The 13,720-nt window shown below is 64.2% G+C and carries 14 protein-coding genes and 2 pseudogenes; 5 read left to right on the forward strand and 11 right to left on the reverse strand.

The window, feature by feature from the left end; all coding sequences use genetic code 11:
• The first annotated feature begins 260 nt into the window (after positions 1–260).
• A complete protein-coding gene (locus tag NE2_RS22965; protein ID WP_063029433.1) occupies positions 261–1,574 on the forward strand; it encodes a serine hydrolase in 1,314 nt (437 codons plus the stop codon).
• A 47-nt stretch (positions 1,575–1,621) separates the two neighbouring features.
• Here NE2_RS22965 and NE2_RS34550 read toward each other — a convergent pair whose 3' ends face one another.
• Both NE2_RS34550 and NE2_RS37245 read right to left on the reverse strand, forming a co-directional pair.
• Positions 1,622–2,959, reverse strand: a complete 1,338-nt coding sequence (locus tag NE2_RS34550; protein WP_063909459.1) for an ADP-ribosylglycohydrolase family protein — start codon at positions 2,957–2,959, stop codon at positions 1,622–1,624.
• Between the two features lie 56 nt (positions 2,960–3,015).
• Positions 3,016–3,315 carry a hypothetical protein gene (locus tag NE2_RS37245; protein WP_063029295.1) on the reverse strand — a complete coding sequence of 100 codons (300 nt, stop codon included), beginning with the start codon at positions 3,313–3,315 and terminating at the stop codon, positions 3,016–3,018.
• 546 nt (positions 3,316–3,861) lie between these two features.
• On the opposite strand from NE2_RS37245, the gene NE2_RS37250 reads away from it, so the two are divergent.
• Positions 3,862–4,023 (forward strand): hypothetical protein, encoded by a 162-nt coding sequence (locus NE2_RS37250; protein WP_228816552.1) that lies wholly within the window; start codon positions 3,862–3,864, stop codon positions 4,021–4,023.
• On the opposite strand, the gene NE2_RS37255 is transcribed toward NE2_RS37250, so the two are convergent.
• From NE2_RS37255 to NE2_RS36365, 3 genes and pseudogenes are all read right to left on the reverse strand, one after another.
• Positions 4,020–4,550 (reverse strand): SUKH-4 family immunity protein, encoded by a 531-nt coding sequence (locus NE2_RS37255; protein WP_233429860.1) that lies wholly within the window; start codon positions 4,548–4,550, stop codon positions 4,020–4,022. The genes NE2_RS37250 and NE2_RS37255 overlap by 4 nt on opposite strands.
• Before the next feature lie 100 nt (positions 4,551–4,650).
• Positions 4,651–5,547: pseudogene (locus NE2_RS37815) on the reverse strand (toxin glutamine deamidase domain-containing protein); the annotation flags it as partial.
• Positions 5,548–6,239: 692 nt separating this feature from the next.
• Positions 6,240–6,479 carry a hypothetical protein gene (locus tag NE2_RS36365; RefSeq protein ID WP_063029304.1) on the reverse strand — a complete coding sequence of 80 codons (240 nt, stop codon included), beginning with the start codon at positions 6,477–6,479 and terminating at the stop codon, positions 6,240–6,242.
• A gap of 142 nt (positions 6,480–6,621) precedes the next feature.
• Between NE2_RS36365 and NE2_RS36370 the strand changes: the two genes are divergently transcribed.
• Positions 6,622–7,119 carry a hypothetical protein gene (locus NE2_RS36370; protein WP_167356770.1) on the forward strand — a complete coding sequence of 166 codons (498 nt, stop codon included), beginning with the start codon at positions 6,622–6,624 and terminating at the stop codon, positions 7,117–7,119.
• 170 nt (positions 7,120–7,289) lie between these two features.
• Here the strand turns inward: NE2_RS36370 and NE2_RS36375 are convergent, their stop codons facing one another.
• On the reverse strand, positions 7,290–7,523 hold the full coding sequence (locus NE2_RS36375) for a hypothetical protein (protein ID WP_063029308.1): 234 nt from the start codon (positions 7,521–7,523) through the stop codon (positions 7,290–7,292).
• 36 nt (positions 7,524–7,559) lie between these two features.
• On the reverse strand, positions 7,560–7,790 hold the full coding sequence (locus NE2_RS36380) for a hypothetical protein (protein WP_063029310.1): 231 nt from the start codon (positions 7,788–7,790) through the stop codon (positions 7,560–7,562).
• 238 nt (positions 7,791–8,028) lie between these two features.
• Between NE2_RS36380 and NE2_RS36385 the strand changes: the two genes are divergently transcribed.
• Positions 8,029–8,445 carry a hypothetical protein gene (locus NE2_RS36385; RefSeq protein WP_167356771.1) on the forward strand — a complete coding sequence of 139 codons (417 nt, stop codon included), beginning with the start codon at positions 8,029–8,031 and terminating at the stop codon, positions 8,443–8,445.
• A gap of 1,462 nt (positions 8,446–9,907) precedes the next feature.
• On the forward strand, positions 9,908–10,054 hold the full coding sequence (locus NE2_RS36390; RefSeq protein ID WP_167356772.1) for a hypothetical protein: 147 nt from the start codon (positions 9,908–9,910) through the stop codon (positions 10,052–10,054).
• Here NE2_RS36390 and NE2_RS37780 read toward each other — a convergent pair.
• From NE2_RS37780 to NE2_RS35885, 4 genes and pseudogenes are all read right to left on the reverse strand, one after another.
• Positions 10,012–10,305: pseudogene (locus NE2_RS37780) on the reverse strand (WXG100-like domain-containing protein); the annotation flags it as partial. The gene NE2_RS36390 and the pseudogene NE2_RS37780 overlap by 43 nt on opposite strands.
• 96 nt (positions 10,306–10,401) lie before the next feature.
• The gene (locus NE2_RS23025) at positions 10,402–10,728 is read right to left on the reverse strand and encodes a WXG100 family type VII secretion target (RefSeq protein WP_146165252.1); all 327 of its coding nucleotides are present in this window, start codon (positions 10,726–10,728) and stop codon (positions 10,402–10,404) included.
• A gap of 83 nt (positions 10,729–10,811) precedes the next feature.
• A complete protein-coding gene (locus tag NE2_RS23030; RefSeq protein WP_063029318.1) occupies positions 10,812–11,246 on the reverse strand; it encodes a YbaB/EbfC family nucleoid-associated protein in 435 nt (144 codons plus the stop codon).
• A gap of 187 nt (positions 11,247–11,433) precedes the next feature.
• Positions 11,434–13,719, reverse strand: coding sequence for a WXG100 family type VII secretion target (locus tag NE2_RS35885; RefSeq protein ID WP_146165253.1), 2,286 nt, complete (start codon positions 13,717–13,719; stop codon positions 11,434–11,436).
• Position 13,720 lies beyond the last annotated feature (1 nt).

Here is a 13,720-nt window from a genome sequence, read left to right on the forward strand (position 1 = left end):
CCAGGCGCATCGACCGTGCGCGGTTCGCGGTCCGCTGCCGACGGGCGGGCGGGCGCTACCGAGCGTCCGGCCTCTTCCTCCCGCGCCGCGGTCCCGGTCGATGCGGGCGATTCCGATGATCTCCGCAAATTCATGACATGTCCATTCAGTTGGTTGTGTCTATATTTTGATAGTAACTCTTATTTAACGTCCTCTGTCAATACTTTGCGGGCGCGGGTGTTCGCGGCACCATCGCGCAACGCCGCATAAGCTGCATGTCGATGAACACCCGCATGTCCCGCACCGTCCGCTTCCGCCGATCCCGCTCGCTGGCGGCCGCCGTGCTGACTGCCGGGCTGCTGGGCGCCACCACGGTCACCGGGCTCGGCGTGGCCGACGCGGCCCCTGCGCCGCCGTCCACGCCGTTCACCACCCCGAATACGGATTCCTGCCCGAACAAGACGGCCCCGCCCGCGCCGATCGATACCTCGGAGGTGCCGGCGCCCGGCAGTACGACGCCGTCGCCGCTACCGGTGCCGTCGGATCCGATCGGCGGCGACAAACTCGGACGCTGCGGCGTGGTGGTTCCGGCGGGCGCACCCCCGGTGCCCGCCGACATCTCGGCGACCGCCTGGCTGGTCGCCGACCTCGACACCGGCAAGGTGCTGGCCGCGAAGGATCCGCACGGCCGTTACCGACCGGCCTCCACGATCAAGACGCTGCTGGCCGCGGTCGCACTCCCCGCGCTGGACCCCAACCAGGTCGTGATCGGCACGCAGGACGACGCGAATGCCGACGGCACCCGCGTCGGCATCGGCCCCGGTGGCCGCTACACCAACGACCAGCTGTTCCACGCGCTGCTGATGTGCTCCGGCAACGACGCCGCCCATGCCATCGCCACCCAGCTCGGCGGCGACGAAGCCACCGTCGCGAAGATGAACGCGACGGCAAAACAGTTGCAGGCCATGGACACTCGGGCCGCCACCCCCTCCGGCCTGGACGGCCCCGGGATGAGCACCTCGGCCTACGACCTGGCCACGATCTTCCGCCACGACATGCGGAACCCCACCTTCGCCTCGATCATCCACACCGAGCAGTACGACTTCCCCGGCTACCCCGCCGACCCCAAGATCCCCGACGACAAGGACCACCCCGGCTTCCCCATCGCCAACGACAACCGCCTGCTGTACGACTACGACGGTGACCTGGGCGGCAAGACCGGCTACACCGACGACGCCCGGCAAACCTTCGTGACCGCCGCCGAACGCAACGGCCACCGCCTGGTCGTCACCCTGCTCAAGGCCGACGTCCTCCCCATCCGCCCGCCGGAGCAGGCCGCCCGCCTCCTCGACTACGCCTTCGCCCTCCCCGCCGGCGCGAACATCGGCTCCCTGCCCGACCGCAACACCGGCGAGGACTCGAACACCAATGTCGCCCTGGCGTCCCCGCCCGCCCACGACACCCCGACCGCCGCCGCGCCCACGACGCCCCACGGCAACTCGAACCTCCGGACGATCGGGATCATCGGCGCATTGGGATTGGCGATCGCGCTGGGTTTGTTCGGGTGGTCACGGATGGGACGGTCGCGGCGGTGATGACCGGCACCGATCGGAAGGGCTGGCAGAGGACACCCCACCGAACGCTACGTGGGTGGATAACGGCGTAGCCACTCTTTGTCGGTGAGTACATCGCGAAGTTCGGTTGCGAGGTCGTGGGCAAGAGTGTCCAGGGTGGCCGCTGATTTGATCGGGTCCAGGAAGACGCGGGGGACGGCCTGAATACCGTACTCGGCGCCGATCAACAGGCCCGCTGTCGCGGCGACTTCATTTCGGTGCGTGGCATAGTTCAATGCCATCAGCAGCGCCTCACGCAGGTAGTCACTGGCCATAGCGCAGTAGAGCGCGATACCCAATGCCTCGGCACCGTCCACGCCACCATCCGGGAATTGCCAGCGCAAGGTCGCCACCTCTGTCGGTGGCCGCTCGTCCTGGACGAGGCGCACCGCACGGTTGACCATCACACGAGTCTTCTCGTGATCGGGCCTGCGCACCAACTCGTCGTATGCGGCGGAAAGACAATCCATGAACGGGTGGTCACGAATCTGCTGATGCAGGACCACAGCCAAAACGCCGGCTGCCATGTAGTCATCGGGGTGGGGATGGGTCAGCGCGGCAATCGCAACCGCTAGGTCGAAGGTTTCCGACAGATCCTCCGACCACACCGCCGCGAGAGCTGCGCGGACAAGGACATCACCACCGCGAGCGGCACTTCTGGGATCAGCAGGGGTCGAGCGAATTCCGGTGGACGCGAAGGCTAGCAGCGCATCGACGACCGCGGGATCCGGATCGAAGTTCCTTTGCAGTGCAAAATCCTCGACGACAATACCGTCAGGGCCATCGTGTTCACCGGCGTCACGAGCATAAACACCACCATAAATACGCCACTCGTTGACTATACCGATTTTCTCGGGATCCTCCTTCATAGCGTAAAGCCAACGTTGAAATCCGTGCTGCACCGCCGAAATAGGATCAACATGATTACCGGCACGCCTGCCGCCCAGCGCACGAAGCAAACCCTCGGCAGCATTTGCCATCAGCTGAGTAATCCACGTGGGAGACGCCCACGTTTCGGGTAGGTAGTCGGCTAGATTTTCTTTGTTCCATCCACCGGTATTCCAGGGAAATGTCTTCAACAGCCCACGACCACAGGAATACGCGAATGCATCACCCGCAGCAGCAGAAATCACAGCGCCACGCAAGCGCTCGGCCCCGGTCGGAATCCACAGCTTCCTTGTGCCTCCCGGAAGGCTGCCAGTGATCTCATTCGAACGATCGCCGAATTCCACTTGAGCTTCCGCCGGAGCTTCGACATCAACGAAATGCACATTGTAATCACTATCATCCGGCCAGTTCTCCGGCCGAAACTCAACACGGTCCTCCCACCTCTCGGCCCAGTCGTCATGCCAATACCCGAGCTTCATGTTTCGCCGGTCTCTTTCGGACTTCGACCAGCCCTTGGGAGCGATTCGAGGGTCTCTCACCGCTGCTCCTCCTCGATAATCTTCACACCTTGCCAAGAGACCGCCCCCTTGGGTTCTGTAAACACCCGCTTCCCAGGCCATGTCAGGTTGCGCGATTCCCCCGGTAAGAGGTTGGCCGGCTTCCCGAGCCGCGCGATTTCCTCAGGTTTAGGAAAATCTGGAGAGCCTTCGTAGAAGCGTTTAGCGATTCCGTTGGCCTCCTTGATCAAATCAGCGAGTTCGGCAATTTTGCGCTCTCGTTCTGTGTCGGGTCGCTGCATTTGCTCCTGCTCCAACTGCGCGAGATCCTCACGCATTCTCCGGATCTCCCTGTGCAAGTTCGGTCGAATATGTTGAACTGCTCCCGGTTGGCTCGCAAAATCGAACCCGGCCGACGCCCAGGCGTAGCATCCCACGGAGCTACTGGCAGTCAATCTCACCTCAGCGCCTCCGGACTGCGCATACCAATCGAACATCGCCTTGTTGAATTCGGTAGCACATCCCCGACCTCGGAGACCTGGCTGGATATTGAAAGAGCTGTGCATGGCAGTGATATGCCCATCTTGTATGGAATAGGTCCGATTGGCATGTCCGACTCTATTCCCATGTGTGTCGTATATACCTGTCTCGACGACCATCGGGGTTGCCTCCGGGGATACGCTTTCGACGCGGAAGCGCAGCCCGCCATACTCACCGTCGACGGCCTGGCGGAGCAACTGCAGAACCCGCTCCCGATCGACCGGCAGACCGTCCGGTGGAAACAAGTCACGCAGGCTCGGCTTGGGTTCTGTCGACCGATCGGGTGGGTCCCCCTGATCATCCGCCGGCTTGGCGGATTCGGAATCAGGGCGCTGACTCTCGTGATGGTTGTCCGGTCCCGGTCGTTCTTCCCGTCCGTCGACACCATGTCTGTTGCCGGGCGCAGACTCGCGGTCGCCTCCGAGCGGCGCGAAATCGCGGTCACGCGCTGGGGGCGCCACATCGCGGTCACCCCCGAAAGGCGCCACATCGCGGTCACCGCCTAGTACTGAGTGATCCCCTGGCTGGGCCAGGTCCCGTCCGTGCGTCGGCGATGGTCGATCCACGCCGCCGCCATCATGTTCATGGTTCCGGGCGGCTGGGGCATCCGGGTGTCCTTGTCGATCACCAGCAGGTAGTCCGCGGTCGGCCGCGGCTCGGTTGTCGATTCTGGTCGGATCAGGTACTCGACTGTGGCCGGGTTGTCCCGAATGAGGCTGAGGTGCAGGCGAGTTCGCGGGGGGTAGATCTGCCCGCCGGGCATCCGGGTACCTTCTCGGATCGCTGCCGTGTACATCTGGGCCACCGTTTCGACCGGCAGGCTCGGGAGTTCGGTGATCACTCCGGTCCGGGCGTCGAGCACCATCTTCGACAGGCCGATATGCCGGCCCTGACCGATCTCCTGTTCGGACAGGATCGGGTAGATCACCCAACCCAGTTCGAACGGGTACATCCGGTACTTCCGGCTCGTGCCCAGCGCGTCGGCCAGGTACCGTTCCGCTTCCTCGGGAGTGTGAATCTGACTGAGGGACATACGGTCTCGCATCCTGGGTGAGTGGAATGGCGTGCAGACTGGCCGCGTCGGCGACCAGATTCGGGAACGGACGGTCGGACGCCTGACGCATCAGCGGGTCCCACCACACCGGGCCTTCGGCATCCCGCGGATAAACCACGATGACGCCGTGGCCCGACTCGATGACAGGACTGCCGTCGGCGTGATATTGCGGCAGCCCGGTTCGAGGGTCACGGGCGTGGAATCCGACCGCTACCGCTGCCGAGGAACCGGGCCCGAGCGAATCGATGAGGTCGTGCAACTCACCGAAACCGCTTATGGTATCACGATGTCCGAATGTCTGCCAGTCGGCGTCGAGCCAGTCGCTGATACGGTCGATTACTCCCTGTTCAGGGCTGCAATGGTCGACACTTCCGTCGGGAAGCAGATCCGGGTGACGCGGATGGGATATCTGGGGATCGCCATAAAAGCACGACAATCCGGCCATGATGTTGTCACCACAAGAGTTTCGGCGACCCGGCACCTCCGGACCACCGTCGTTGACATAGTTTGCCGCCTCGTGCGTGCGCGGATCGAACCAGGTGGCGAACCGGTCTCCCTCACGCAGCGCGTTTCGCACGTACTCCTGGTAGGAGGGATCTTCGAGAGGTGCCAGTTTGCCGGGACCGAGCTCCCGGGTTTCCGGCAGTCCGCGTAGTGGCGCATCGGTATTCGTGTCGGCGATTCGGTCACTCAGTCGCTGAAGATCGCTGGCATTCAACGACACTTGCCCGTCATGGTCAGCAGGAAGGCCGAGATGTTCGCGCAAACGCCCGGCCAGAGCCTCCGGTGACGCGCCGGTCGGCCAGATTCCATGTTCGGTACCACCGCTGTGAGCGACGGCCGCGTGTAGATCCGCAAGAGCCGGGTCAGCGACGAACTCGACGTGCAGACGCGGTCGATCGCCCCACGGCAGACGTTGATGTGGACCCGTGATCTCTGCCGCCGCGGCCCAGGCAGCTTGCGCTACATCGCGCATATGCTGGTTCGACACCCCGGGGCCTTGATCGAGGTGTACGCGGACGACCAGGCTCGAGATAGGTCGCCCCGAGTCATCAGCCGAGCGGCGCACCGAAAAGGGCCGCTCGCCTTGCCGGTCTGTCCTGCCGACCGCGCGGTCGCGTTGCGGTGCGGATGATTCGCTTCGAGGTGGTTGGCGACCGACCCCAGGGCCATCCGAGCGAGCCGACTCGCTCGGGCGTGACGACGGAGCGGTATCTGAGTGCGACGGCTTTACAGCGCGGGTCGGTCCCGGACGGTGCGGCGAAGCCAGGTCGCTCTCCCGTGGCCGCGGGGCGGGGTCCGGACGCGGCGCGGACGGGTGAGATTCGGTGGGTGTGCGAGGTGTGACGGAATGGGCCTGAATGGGTTCACTGGTCGTGGGGGGACGCTGGGGCCCACCCGGGGCGTCAAGCCGCCCAGGTGTGTTCGAATCAGGCGCTGGCCACCCAGCACGCGCGTGATCGGAACGCGGGAGATTCGACCGGGGCGCCCGCAAGTCGGCACGTGCATGTTCCGAATACGGAATGTCGGACTCGGGCGCCCGAAACCCTCCCTGCGCATGATCCTGGTGCGGAGCACCGAAATCTGACACCGAGCGAGGGAGTCCGCCTCCCCGGGTTGAGCCGGTTCGGCCGAATGAATTCTCCTGAGCCGCAGTCGAATAGGAATCTACTTCTGCTGCTCGCCGCGCTCCCGCTCGATCCGCCTCAGTTCCGAATCGCCCCACGCCTGCCAGATCTTCTTCTGATCCTCGGTGGCTTCCGAGGCCGCGTTGGCGTCCATTTCCGCCAGCCAGGCCAGATCGCGATCCGTCGCGGCGCGAACCTCCGGGGATACGTTCTCGTCCCTCAAGGTCGGTCCGAGAATTTCCCGCGCTATGCGCTCCATTTCTTCTGGGCTGATCGCCATCAGAACTCCTACCTAGATCTGTCAATCGGATGATGTACTTGTTGTTCTCGCGATCGAAAACCCGGCTCTCGACAGAGAACCTGTGCCCGGGTGGGAAGACGACCTCATTCTGCTGGCTACTCGCCCAGGAGATGTCCTTGCCATGGCGGGATTCGATGATCAGTTCGATGTTTCCGCCAGCAGAAGCGTTCTTGTCCGAGGAGGCGAATCCGTGGTCGGTCGGCGTCTTTCCGACCCCGTACGCCTCCAGAAACATCGCCAACTTCGCGGGGTCGTCGATCGAGATTCCGCGACGCACGCTGCCTCGATAGTCGGGCAACTTGTTGAGGGCACTGACGAGAGCCCGGATTTCCGTGTCCGAATCTCGCAATGCTCGGGCGGACCCTTCGCGGGTCGCGAGGTTGAGGCGTTCACATACGGCCATCTTCTGGTAGGACCGGATGACGCCGAGTTCAGGATCGGTCAGGCGATGGATTTCCGGGTTGTCGATACCCCGGCCCCGAATTGCCCGAACATCCTCCATCACGCGGGGATTCGCTACGGCATGCCGCTCCGCGGCGGTCTCGTCCCGGAAGTGCGGATTCGCATGGAAGGGCTTGCCTTCGACCGGCAGTTTGCCGTCCGGAGTCAGATTCGGTAGGGGCTGGGCTTCGAAAGCCTCCTCGTACACCAGATCCCACGTGCTACCCGGCCGCTCGGCACGGTTGTTCCCGCTGTCAGCGTTCGATCGGAAAAGATCGCGGAGTCCGGCGATATCCGGTGGTCGATCTGCCGGCCCGTCAAGTTTCCGAGGCTCATCATCCCCACCGCTCAGGCTTGAATCCCGTCCCCGCCCGGCCAGTTCGGGTCGTTCCCCTTCCGCGCCAGAATGCGTCCGGCTACTTTCATCACCAGCGAGTCGATCGTTGCGTCCGCCGCTTTGACGGCCGGGCCGTGCTTCTCGATCACCAGCTCGCGGTTCAGTTCCGTCTCGCTGCTCCCGAACCGGTAGGTCACCTCGGTCTCGGTTTCCGCTGTCTTCCGGTAGATCACGTACAGGGCCATCGACACCCGTCTGGTCTCGGTCGTCCTCGCCATCCCTCAGGACGCGATTACTCCGTTCCGGGGCCACTGCTTCTCGCGTTTCGCCCGGAGCATGATCTGGCCCGCGGCCGACCGGAAGATCACGTCCTCCGGTTGGTCCGTGTGGGGGGTGTTGTTCGCCTTGTCGATCGTCAGGGTGCGATCCAGGGCTTCTCTCGTCTCCCCGAACCGGTACTCCACCTCGTCCAGGTCGTCCCTGATTCGGCTGTAGTAGATCAGCAGTGCCATCGTGTGGTCCCCAGAAGGTGTCGTACCGTTCGCCCGAGCGTCCCGCGGCGACTTCGGCCCAGTTGTGGTCGATATTGGCATGTGCGTGAGCGTCCTGATACAGGGCGCCCGGATGGTCACGGTAGTAGTTCGACTCCGCCAGCTCATGTTCCAGCAGCACCAGGTCCGCCGGATCGGGCCGACCGGATCTCACCCTGATCCACGCCTCCGCGATATCCGGGTCTGCATCGTAGCGCCGATGAACGATTTCGCCGTCGTAGTCCCGAATCGGATGTTCCTCGCGGAACAGGTGATTCTTGATCTGTTGAATGTCCTCTGCCGAAAAGTGACTACCATCCTCGCGTGGATGATCGGCCAAGACCCTGGCCATGTGGTGAATATCGCTATCATCACCGCGGAAGCGTTCATACGCGTCATCAGCCCACTCGAATGCCGCGAAATCATCGCGCGGCCGGATCACACCGCCGGAATAGGCATCTGGGGAGACGTCGGGAATACCGTCGCGCGTCGGGTGGTCGATCGAGTTCGCGTCCCGCGGATCCACGGGGCGCTCGGCGGTGGGGGTGTGCAGGGGGGTCGCAACGCCAACCGGAACCGGTTGCGGTTGCTGCGCGCTATCGCTTCGAGTGCCAATCGAATCCGCTCGATCGGATGAGCCGTTCGACTGGTGGTCCTGCCGGTTCGATACATCTTGTCGCGGAACATCTCCGGGTGCGTGATCGCCGCCTCGAGAATCCGGGTGCGCGCCGCCAGGCTCCGGGGAACGAGCAGCCGCTTCCCTACCCGGATCATGCGGGGCCGGGGCGTCGGTTCGTTGAGTGGAGTCAGAAGTGCGCTGCAGTTCTCCGGGATTCCGCGGGCTCGACTGGTGAGCTGGGCGGGCCGGCGTGTGAGGACTTTCCGGACGCACCGGTGTGCCCGACGGCCGCTCCGGGGCAACCGGCGGACGATGCGACGAGTCGGGAACAGCTCGGACGGCGGCATCCGGTCGAGCGGGCGTATCGGTATGGCCCGGCCGAGCGGGAGTGGCCTCCGGGCGAGGTGTGGCGCCTGCTGCCGGCGGTTCGGTAGTCCGGTGCCCGGGCGCGTCGGCGATCAGCGATCGCGAAGATTCCGGAACCCGCTGCGGTGCACCGCGATCCGTAGCGGGAGTTTGCGCATCCGGTCGCGCTGCGCCATCCGGCGCCGGGCGGGCCGCAGGCATCTGCCGATCCCCTAGCGGCCCAGCGTTGGGAGCCTGCGGTTGCGATGGCGGGGCGGAACGATCGGGTGACGGCGTCGCCGCCTGTGCCGGGGCCGGCTGATTCGTCGATCCCGGCTCGGGACTCGGCTGTGGCCCGGCGTTCGACCGCACTTCGGTCGGAGGTTTGGAATCACCGGCCTGGCTCGCGCCGTTCGAGTCGGGTTGGGCCGCAACAGGTGTTTCGTGCCCGGCCGCGACGGTGGCCGCATGATCGGTACCGTTTCCCTGGGGCGGGGCGGGAGGGGCTTCTGCCTGCACAGTCCCAGGATCCGGATGGGTGCCGGAGGGATGTGTGCCGTCGGCTGCGAACGGAGTCCCCACCTCCGAGGACGAAGGCCGCGGAGGCAGATCAGCGGGCGACGGATGGTCCGAGCTGCCGGCGGCGGGCTTGTCGGGTGTCGGCTCGGTATGCGGGCTCGTCGCAGGGTCACCGTGCGGCGCGTTGTGCGCCCCAGGCTTGTTGGCGAGGCCACCTCCGGCGCCCTCCAGCAATGTGCCGGGGTCTATCGAATGATCGGGGTTGGTCGCCAACTGAGCGGCGGCATTGCCGACGACGTTGGCCGGCACCTCCGCCACGTTCTTGCCGACCAATCCGGCGACCAGTCCCGGTTCGGCCCCGCCGGCGAGCCGTCCGGCGAGATTGCCGCCGATGCCTTCGCTCATCGGGCCGGTGACACCTCCGGCGACGGCCCCGGCTCCCGTTGCCCGGAAGAAGCCGGCCAGATCGAATCCGTCTTGGCGGTGGCCGGCAGCCAACTGAATGCCTTGCGCGGCAGCGTCGGTCCCCGCCCCGATGCCGGCACCGATCACCGCCTGGGTCGCTACCTTGGTTCCCACGCGCATCGCGAGACGCCGGGCAACGAAGGCAGCCCCCTTGGTCGCGATTTCGGTCAGCAGCTTCTCCACCGCCGCGCGAATCGTCACCTTGACGGCGGCGGCCGCCGCCACCTCGCCTACCTGCCCGGCGCCGGGAACCCACGACCACGCGGTCATCGCGACCATGACCATCGCCGAGATGTAGATGGTCAGCTTGGTGTGTTCGATGTCGGTGGCACCGTGCTCGAGCTGCTCGGCGAAGCTGTTGCAGGTGTCGATGAGACGTTGCAGCTCACCGCCGTCACCGCCGGAAATATTCTGCCAATAACTCGACATCGCGGAATGGGCCTTGCCGTCGATCGCGTCGAGCGCACCGACCATTGCCAGGTCGGCTGGTTGCTTCAACTCCTCCAGCGCTTTGGCCATATCCGACCAGTGCCCTGCCGCGCGGCGCATAGCGTCTTCGTCGCCGTCGGGCCAATGACCGAACAGAAAATCCGACAGGTATGGAATTTGAGGAGGCCGCCACAGTGTCACGAGTTAGTTCCCCCGCTATACCTTGCCTATGCTGTCTGCACTGGCCTGATCCTGGTTCTGAACGAGGTTCGCGGTTCCGGTGATCTTGTTGCCGGTATCCCTGAGCCGGGCCGCCAATGCGCCCAACTCGTCGAGCGTCTGCTTGACGCTGCCGTCACCCTCCTGGGGATAGTTTTTCTCGAACTCCGTACCTGGGCGGTCTCCTCCCCAGCAACGTCCCTCGGCCTCGAGTCCCTGACTCAGCTTCTCCAACGCGGTTTCGACATCCTCGCCGAGCTGCTCGAACTTCGGCGCTATCGCCCGCAGCCGCTCCGGATCGGCAAAGAAGTCAACCACACTCACACTCCCTCATCTTCGTATTCCGTCCCCCTCTTCCGACGCACACGCAGCCGTACCGGTTCCACGGAAACGTCAGCTGCACCTGTCTATTGCTCCGTCGACGGAAGCTCGGAAAACCGTTGGCGCAGTTCCCGCATGCTGGGCATACCCGGCAGGACCTCATCCAGACCGACCATCCCGTCGATCACAGCCTGCACCGGTTCGAGGATCTCGGCGCGAGCCTGCGTGACCGCCTCGACGCCACCGCGGATCGCCGCATTGATGTCCTCGGTCAACTGCCGAGGCGTGCTGCGCCGAAACGCATCATCGGCGATCTTGACTTCCGTGACGGTCCCGGAACCGTTCACTGTTACCTGCGCCAGCTCGTTGGGCGAAGTCGCACGGACCGACAGTGCCGCCAGTTTGCTCCGGATGCCCTCCAATTCGCCCAGCTCATGGTCGAATTCACTGTGGATGCCATCCAAAGTTGCTCGCAGGGCGTCGTTGGCGGCACGAATCTTCTCGCGCTCCCAGTCGTCCATGCCGGATCAGCCCACCCTCGAACCGGCGTCACCGATCATCGCGAGGTAACGCACCTTGACCCCCGTTTCGAAGCACCGGAACAGTTGCTATGTGCGGAGTCGAACCGCACCGACCCGGCACGCTACCGCAGTCACGAGCCCGGCGGTCCGTACCCCTCGGCTTTGCTTCGTCCTCGCGCGTAGTCGGTCATTTCGCATCACCGGTATCGATTTCGATCCTCACCCCGGCAGTGGACGGCCGCGCAGCCGCGGGAGGCGGCGAGTCGGTAGTCGTGTGGGCCTGACTGGGGCTCGTGGGCGCCGAGGGAACACTCTCCAGCGGGCCCACGGTGGCCAATTCCGGACCAGCACTGGGCGATTGCGGCACGCCACCATCCAGCGGACCGACCGTCGCGAGTTCCGGGCCTGGACCGTCCGGCCCTGCGGGACCGTCGGGTATCTGTCCGCCTGCGTCGGGAACCGTAGTCCACAACGGCTTCGGGGGAACGATTCCGCTCGGTGGACGTTCGGAATCCGGCGCGGATTTACCGCCGCCTCCCGGCGCGTGCGGCATCCCACTCATCGGCATACCGGGTGCGGCAGGAACATTCGTTCCCGCGCCAGACCCCGCGTTCGAGTTATCAGTTCGAGGCTCGACTGCATGTCCGGGCACAGAGCCCGGCGTAGCGGTTCCCGAAGGCGCAGGTGTCAACGACTGCGCCGAAGACCCCGCAGCAGAAGCACCGCCGGGCCCGGGGCCAGGGCCAGACGACCGCGCACCGCCCGGATGCGAACCCTTTTCGTCGGATGGTCCGCCCGCGGTGGGATCTGCCGACTCGTCCGGCCCGGGCTTCAAGAACGGCACACCATCCTTGATTCCCATTGAGTATTCCTGCGACTTCCCTTCGGGCCCAGTAACTTTCGCAATGATAGTGCCGTTCGGCGCCTGCGTGACCGTGAGGTTTCCACCCAACGCGCTGAGATTGGCCAGCTCTTTCGAGCCGGGCAGATTCTTCACGTCGGTCAGATGAGAACCGACGCCGGACAGCTGAGATCCGAGGCCGGAGACGTTGCTGCCCAGCGACCCCAAACCTTGCTGAGCGACGTTTTGGATCTGGCTGAGACCTTGTTGCAGGGTCTGGGTCAGGCCCTGCTGGACGGTTTGGCTCGCTTGGCTTGCCAAGGACGACAGGATCTGAGCCGGATTGAATTGCGTCGCAGATGGATTGGTTGCGGACGGCACCGTAGGAGTGACGGTTGCCGGCGTGGTGGGAGTGACCGCCGACGGTGTCGTCGAGGCAGGTCCGGGAGCGGGCCCTGCGGGCGTCGAAGGCCCCGGCGAGGGCGTTTCCTTTCCAGGAGTGTCCGGCTGCGGCGGCTTTCGTATATGTCCGAACGAGTTCAACGCGTCGGTGACAACCTTCAGGTATCCCTGAATCGCGACATCGGTTTCGTGGCACAGGTTGGAGTACGCCTTGAAATAGCCCTCGGCACTTTCACGAAAGTGGTTGCGCCAGACAACGCACAGCGCCTGCGCCTTGTCATCGAAAACCGTCATGCCGCATCCGCTGCCATCCGCCATCGTCGAGGAATCGGTCATGGCGGGCAGGTAGTGCAGCAACCCACCCCGGTTAGGACCGAAGACGCCATTGTCGGCAAGGACCTGGATCCGCGCCCGAGCGTGGTCCCCGACTCCACGACGTGCGGCATAGTTGATGATCATCGAGACGTCGTCGTTCTCACTTGCGGCGTCGTCATCGTCACGAAGGTTTATACCGACGCCGTGACTGTTGCCGTTGGTCATGTCCACGCCGTTTATGCGATGGATACCTTGGAACTTCGCGAAGGCGTCGGCTTTGCGCTGTAGACAGCTCTTGATCTCGTCGACTGCCGTACAAAGAATGTCGGGCAAAGGCTCGAGTTCATCGGAAACGTCCTCGGCCCACGTGTTCAGTTTGGCCAGCTTGTCTTGCGCGGTTTCCCCACTGGAGCCCTGCCAGCATCCGGCGAGTCGCTGTGTTGCTTGCTGCTGATCGCTGTGAGCTTGCCGGACTTTCGGAAGCGCGTTGGAGATCCTCTGAGCCGCGCCGACCAAGTGATTCAGCTGCATGGATGCCTGCAAGTTGTACAGGCGGTCCATCTCATCTTCTTTTTTCAGAGCTGGGATGTCTGAGGTTCCCCCCGAAAAGGCATATCTGGCCTGAACGAGGTGGAACCAATGCAGCCATCCCTCCGATTCACGGTAAAACGGATTGAGACCGGAGTTGTATCCCGAGTTCGCGAAAGGCGCAGCGCCTTTAAGGATTCCATCCGCATCCGAGTTCGGATCGTACCGACCATCGTCGTCACCAATAGCCCGGTTGGCCGCCATATCGGACGAATCATGGTGTCCGTATCCAGCCCAATTGGCAGATCGGTCAACATCCTTCCCTCCGATGGTGACCCATGCGCCGGCGTCGCCGGCACCCAACCCGATATTCGCCTTCTCCGCCACC

It is taken from the genome of Nocardia elegans NBRC 108235 (assembly GCF_001612845.1).
GTDB lineage: Bacteria > Actinomycetota > Actinomycetes > Mycobacteriales > Mycobacteriaceae > Nocardia > Nocardia nova.

Excerpts from the sequence above, each read along its gene's own strand:
- NE2_RS22965 (WP_063029433.1), top strand. The coding sequence starts at position 261 with ATGAACACCCGCATGTCCCGCACCGTCCGCTTCCGCCGATCCCGCTCG.
- NE2_RS36385 (WP_167356771.1), top strand. The coding sequence starts at position 8,029 with ATGAACGATTTCGCCGTCGTAGTCCCGAATCGGATGTTCCTCGCGGAA.
- NE2_RS34550 (WP_063909459.1), bottom strand. The coding sequence starts at position 2,959 with ATGAAGCTCGGGTATTGGCATGACGACTGGGCCGAGAGGTGGGAGGAC.
- NE2_RS37250 (WP_228816552.1), top strand. The coding sequence starts at position 3,862 with ATGGTTGTCCGGTCCCGGTCGTTCTTCCCGTCCGTCGACACCATGTCT.
- NE2_RS37255 (WP_233429860.1), bottom strand. The coding sequence starts at position 4,550 with ATGTCCCTCAGTCAGATTCACACTCCCGAGGAAGCGGAACGGTACCTG.
- NE2_RS36365 (WP_063029304.1), bottom strand. The coding sequence starts at position 6,479 with ATGGCGATCAGCCCAGAAGAAATGGAGCGCATAGCGCGGGAAATTCTC.
- NE2_RS36370 (WP_167356770.1), top strand. The coding sequence starts at position 6,622 with ATGGCGGGATTCGATGATCAGTTCGATGTTTCCGCCAGCAGAAGCGTT.
- NE2_RS36375 (WP_063029308.1), bottom strand. The coding sequence starts at position 7,523 with ATGGCCCTGTACGTGATCTACCGGAAGACAGCGGAAACCGAGACCGAG.
- NE2_RS36380 (WP_063029310.1), bottom strand. The coding sequence starts at position 7,790 with ATGGCACTGCTGATCTACTACAGCCGAATCAGGGACGACCTGGACGAG.
- NE2_RS37245 (WP_063029295.1), bottom strand. The coding sequence starts at position 3,315 with ATGCGTGAGGATCTCGCGCAGTTGGAGCAGGAGCAAATGCAGCGACCC.
- NE2_RS23030 (WP_063029318.1), bottom strand. The coding sequence starts at position 11,246 with ATGGACGACTGGGAGCGCGAGAAGATTCGTGCCGCCAACGACGCCCTG.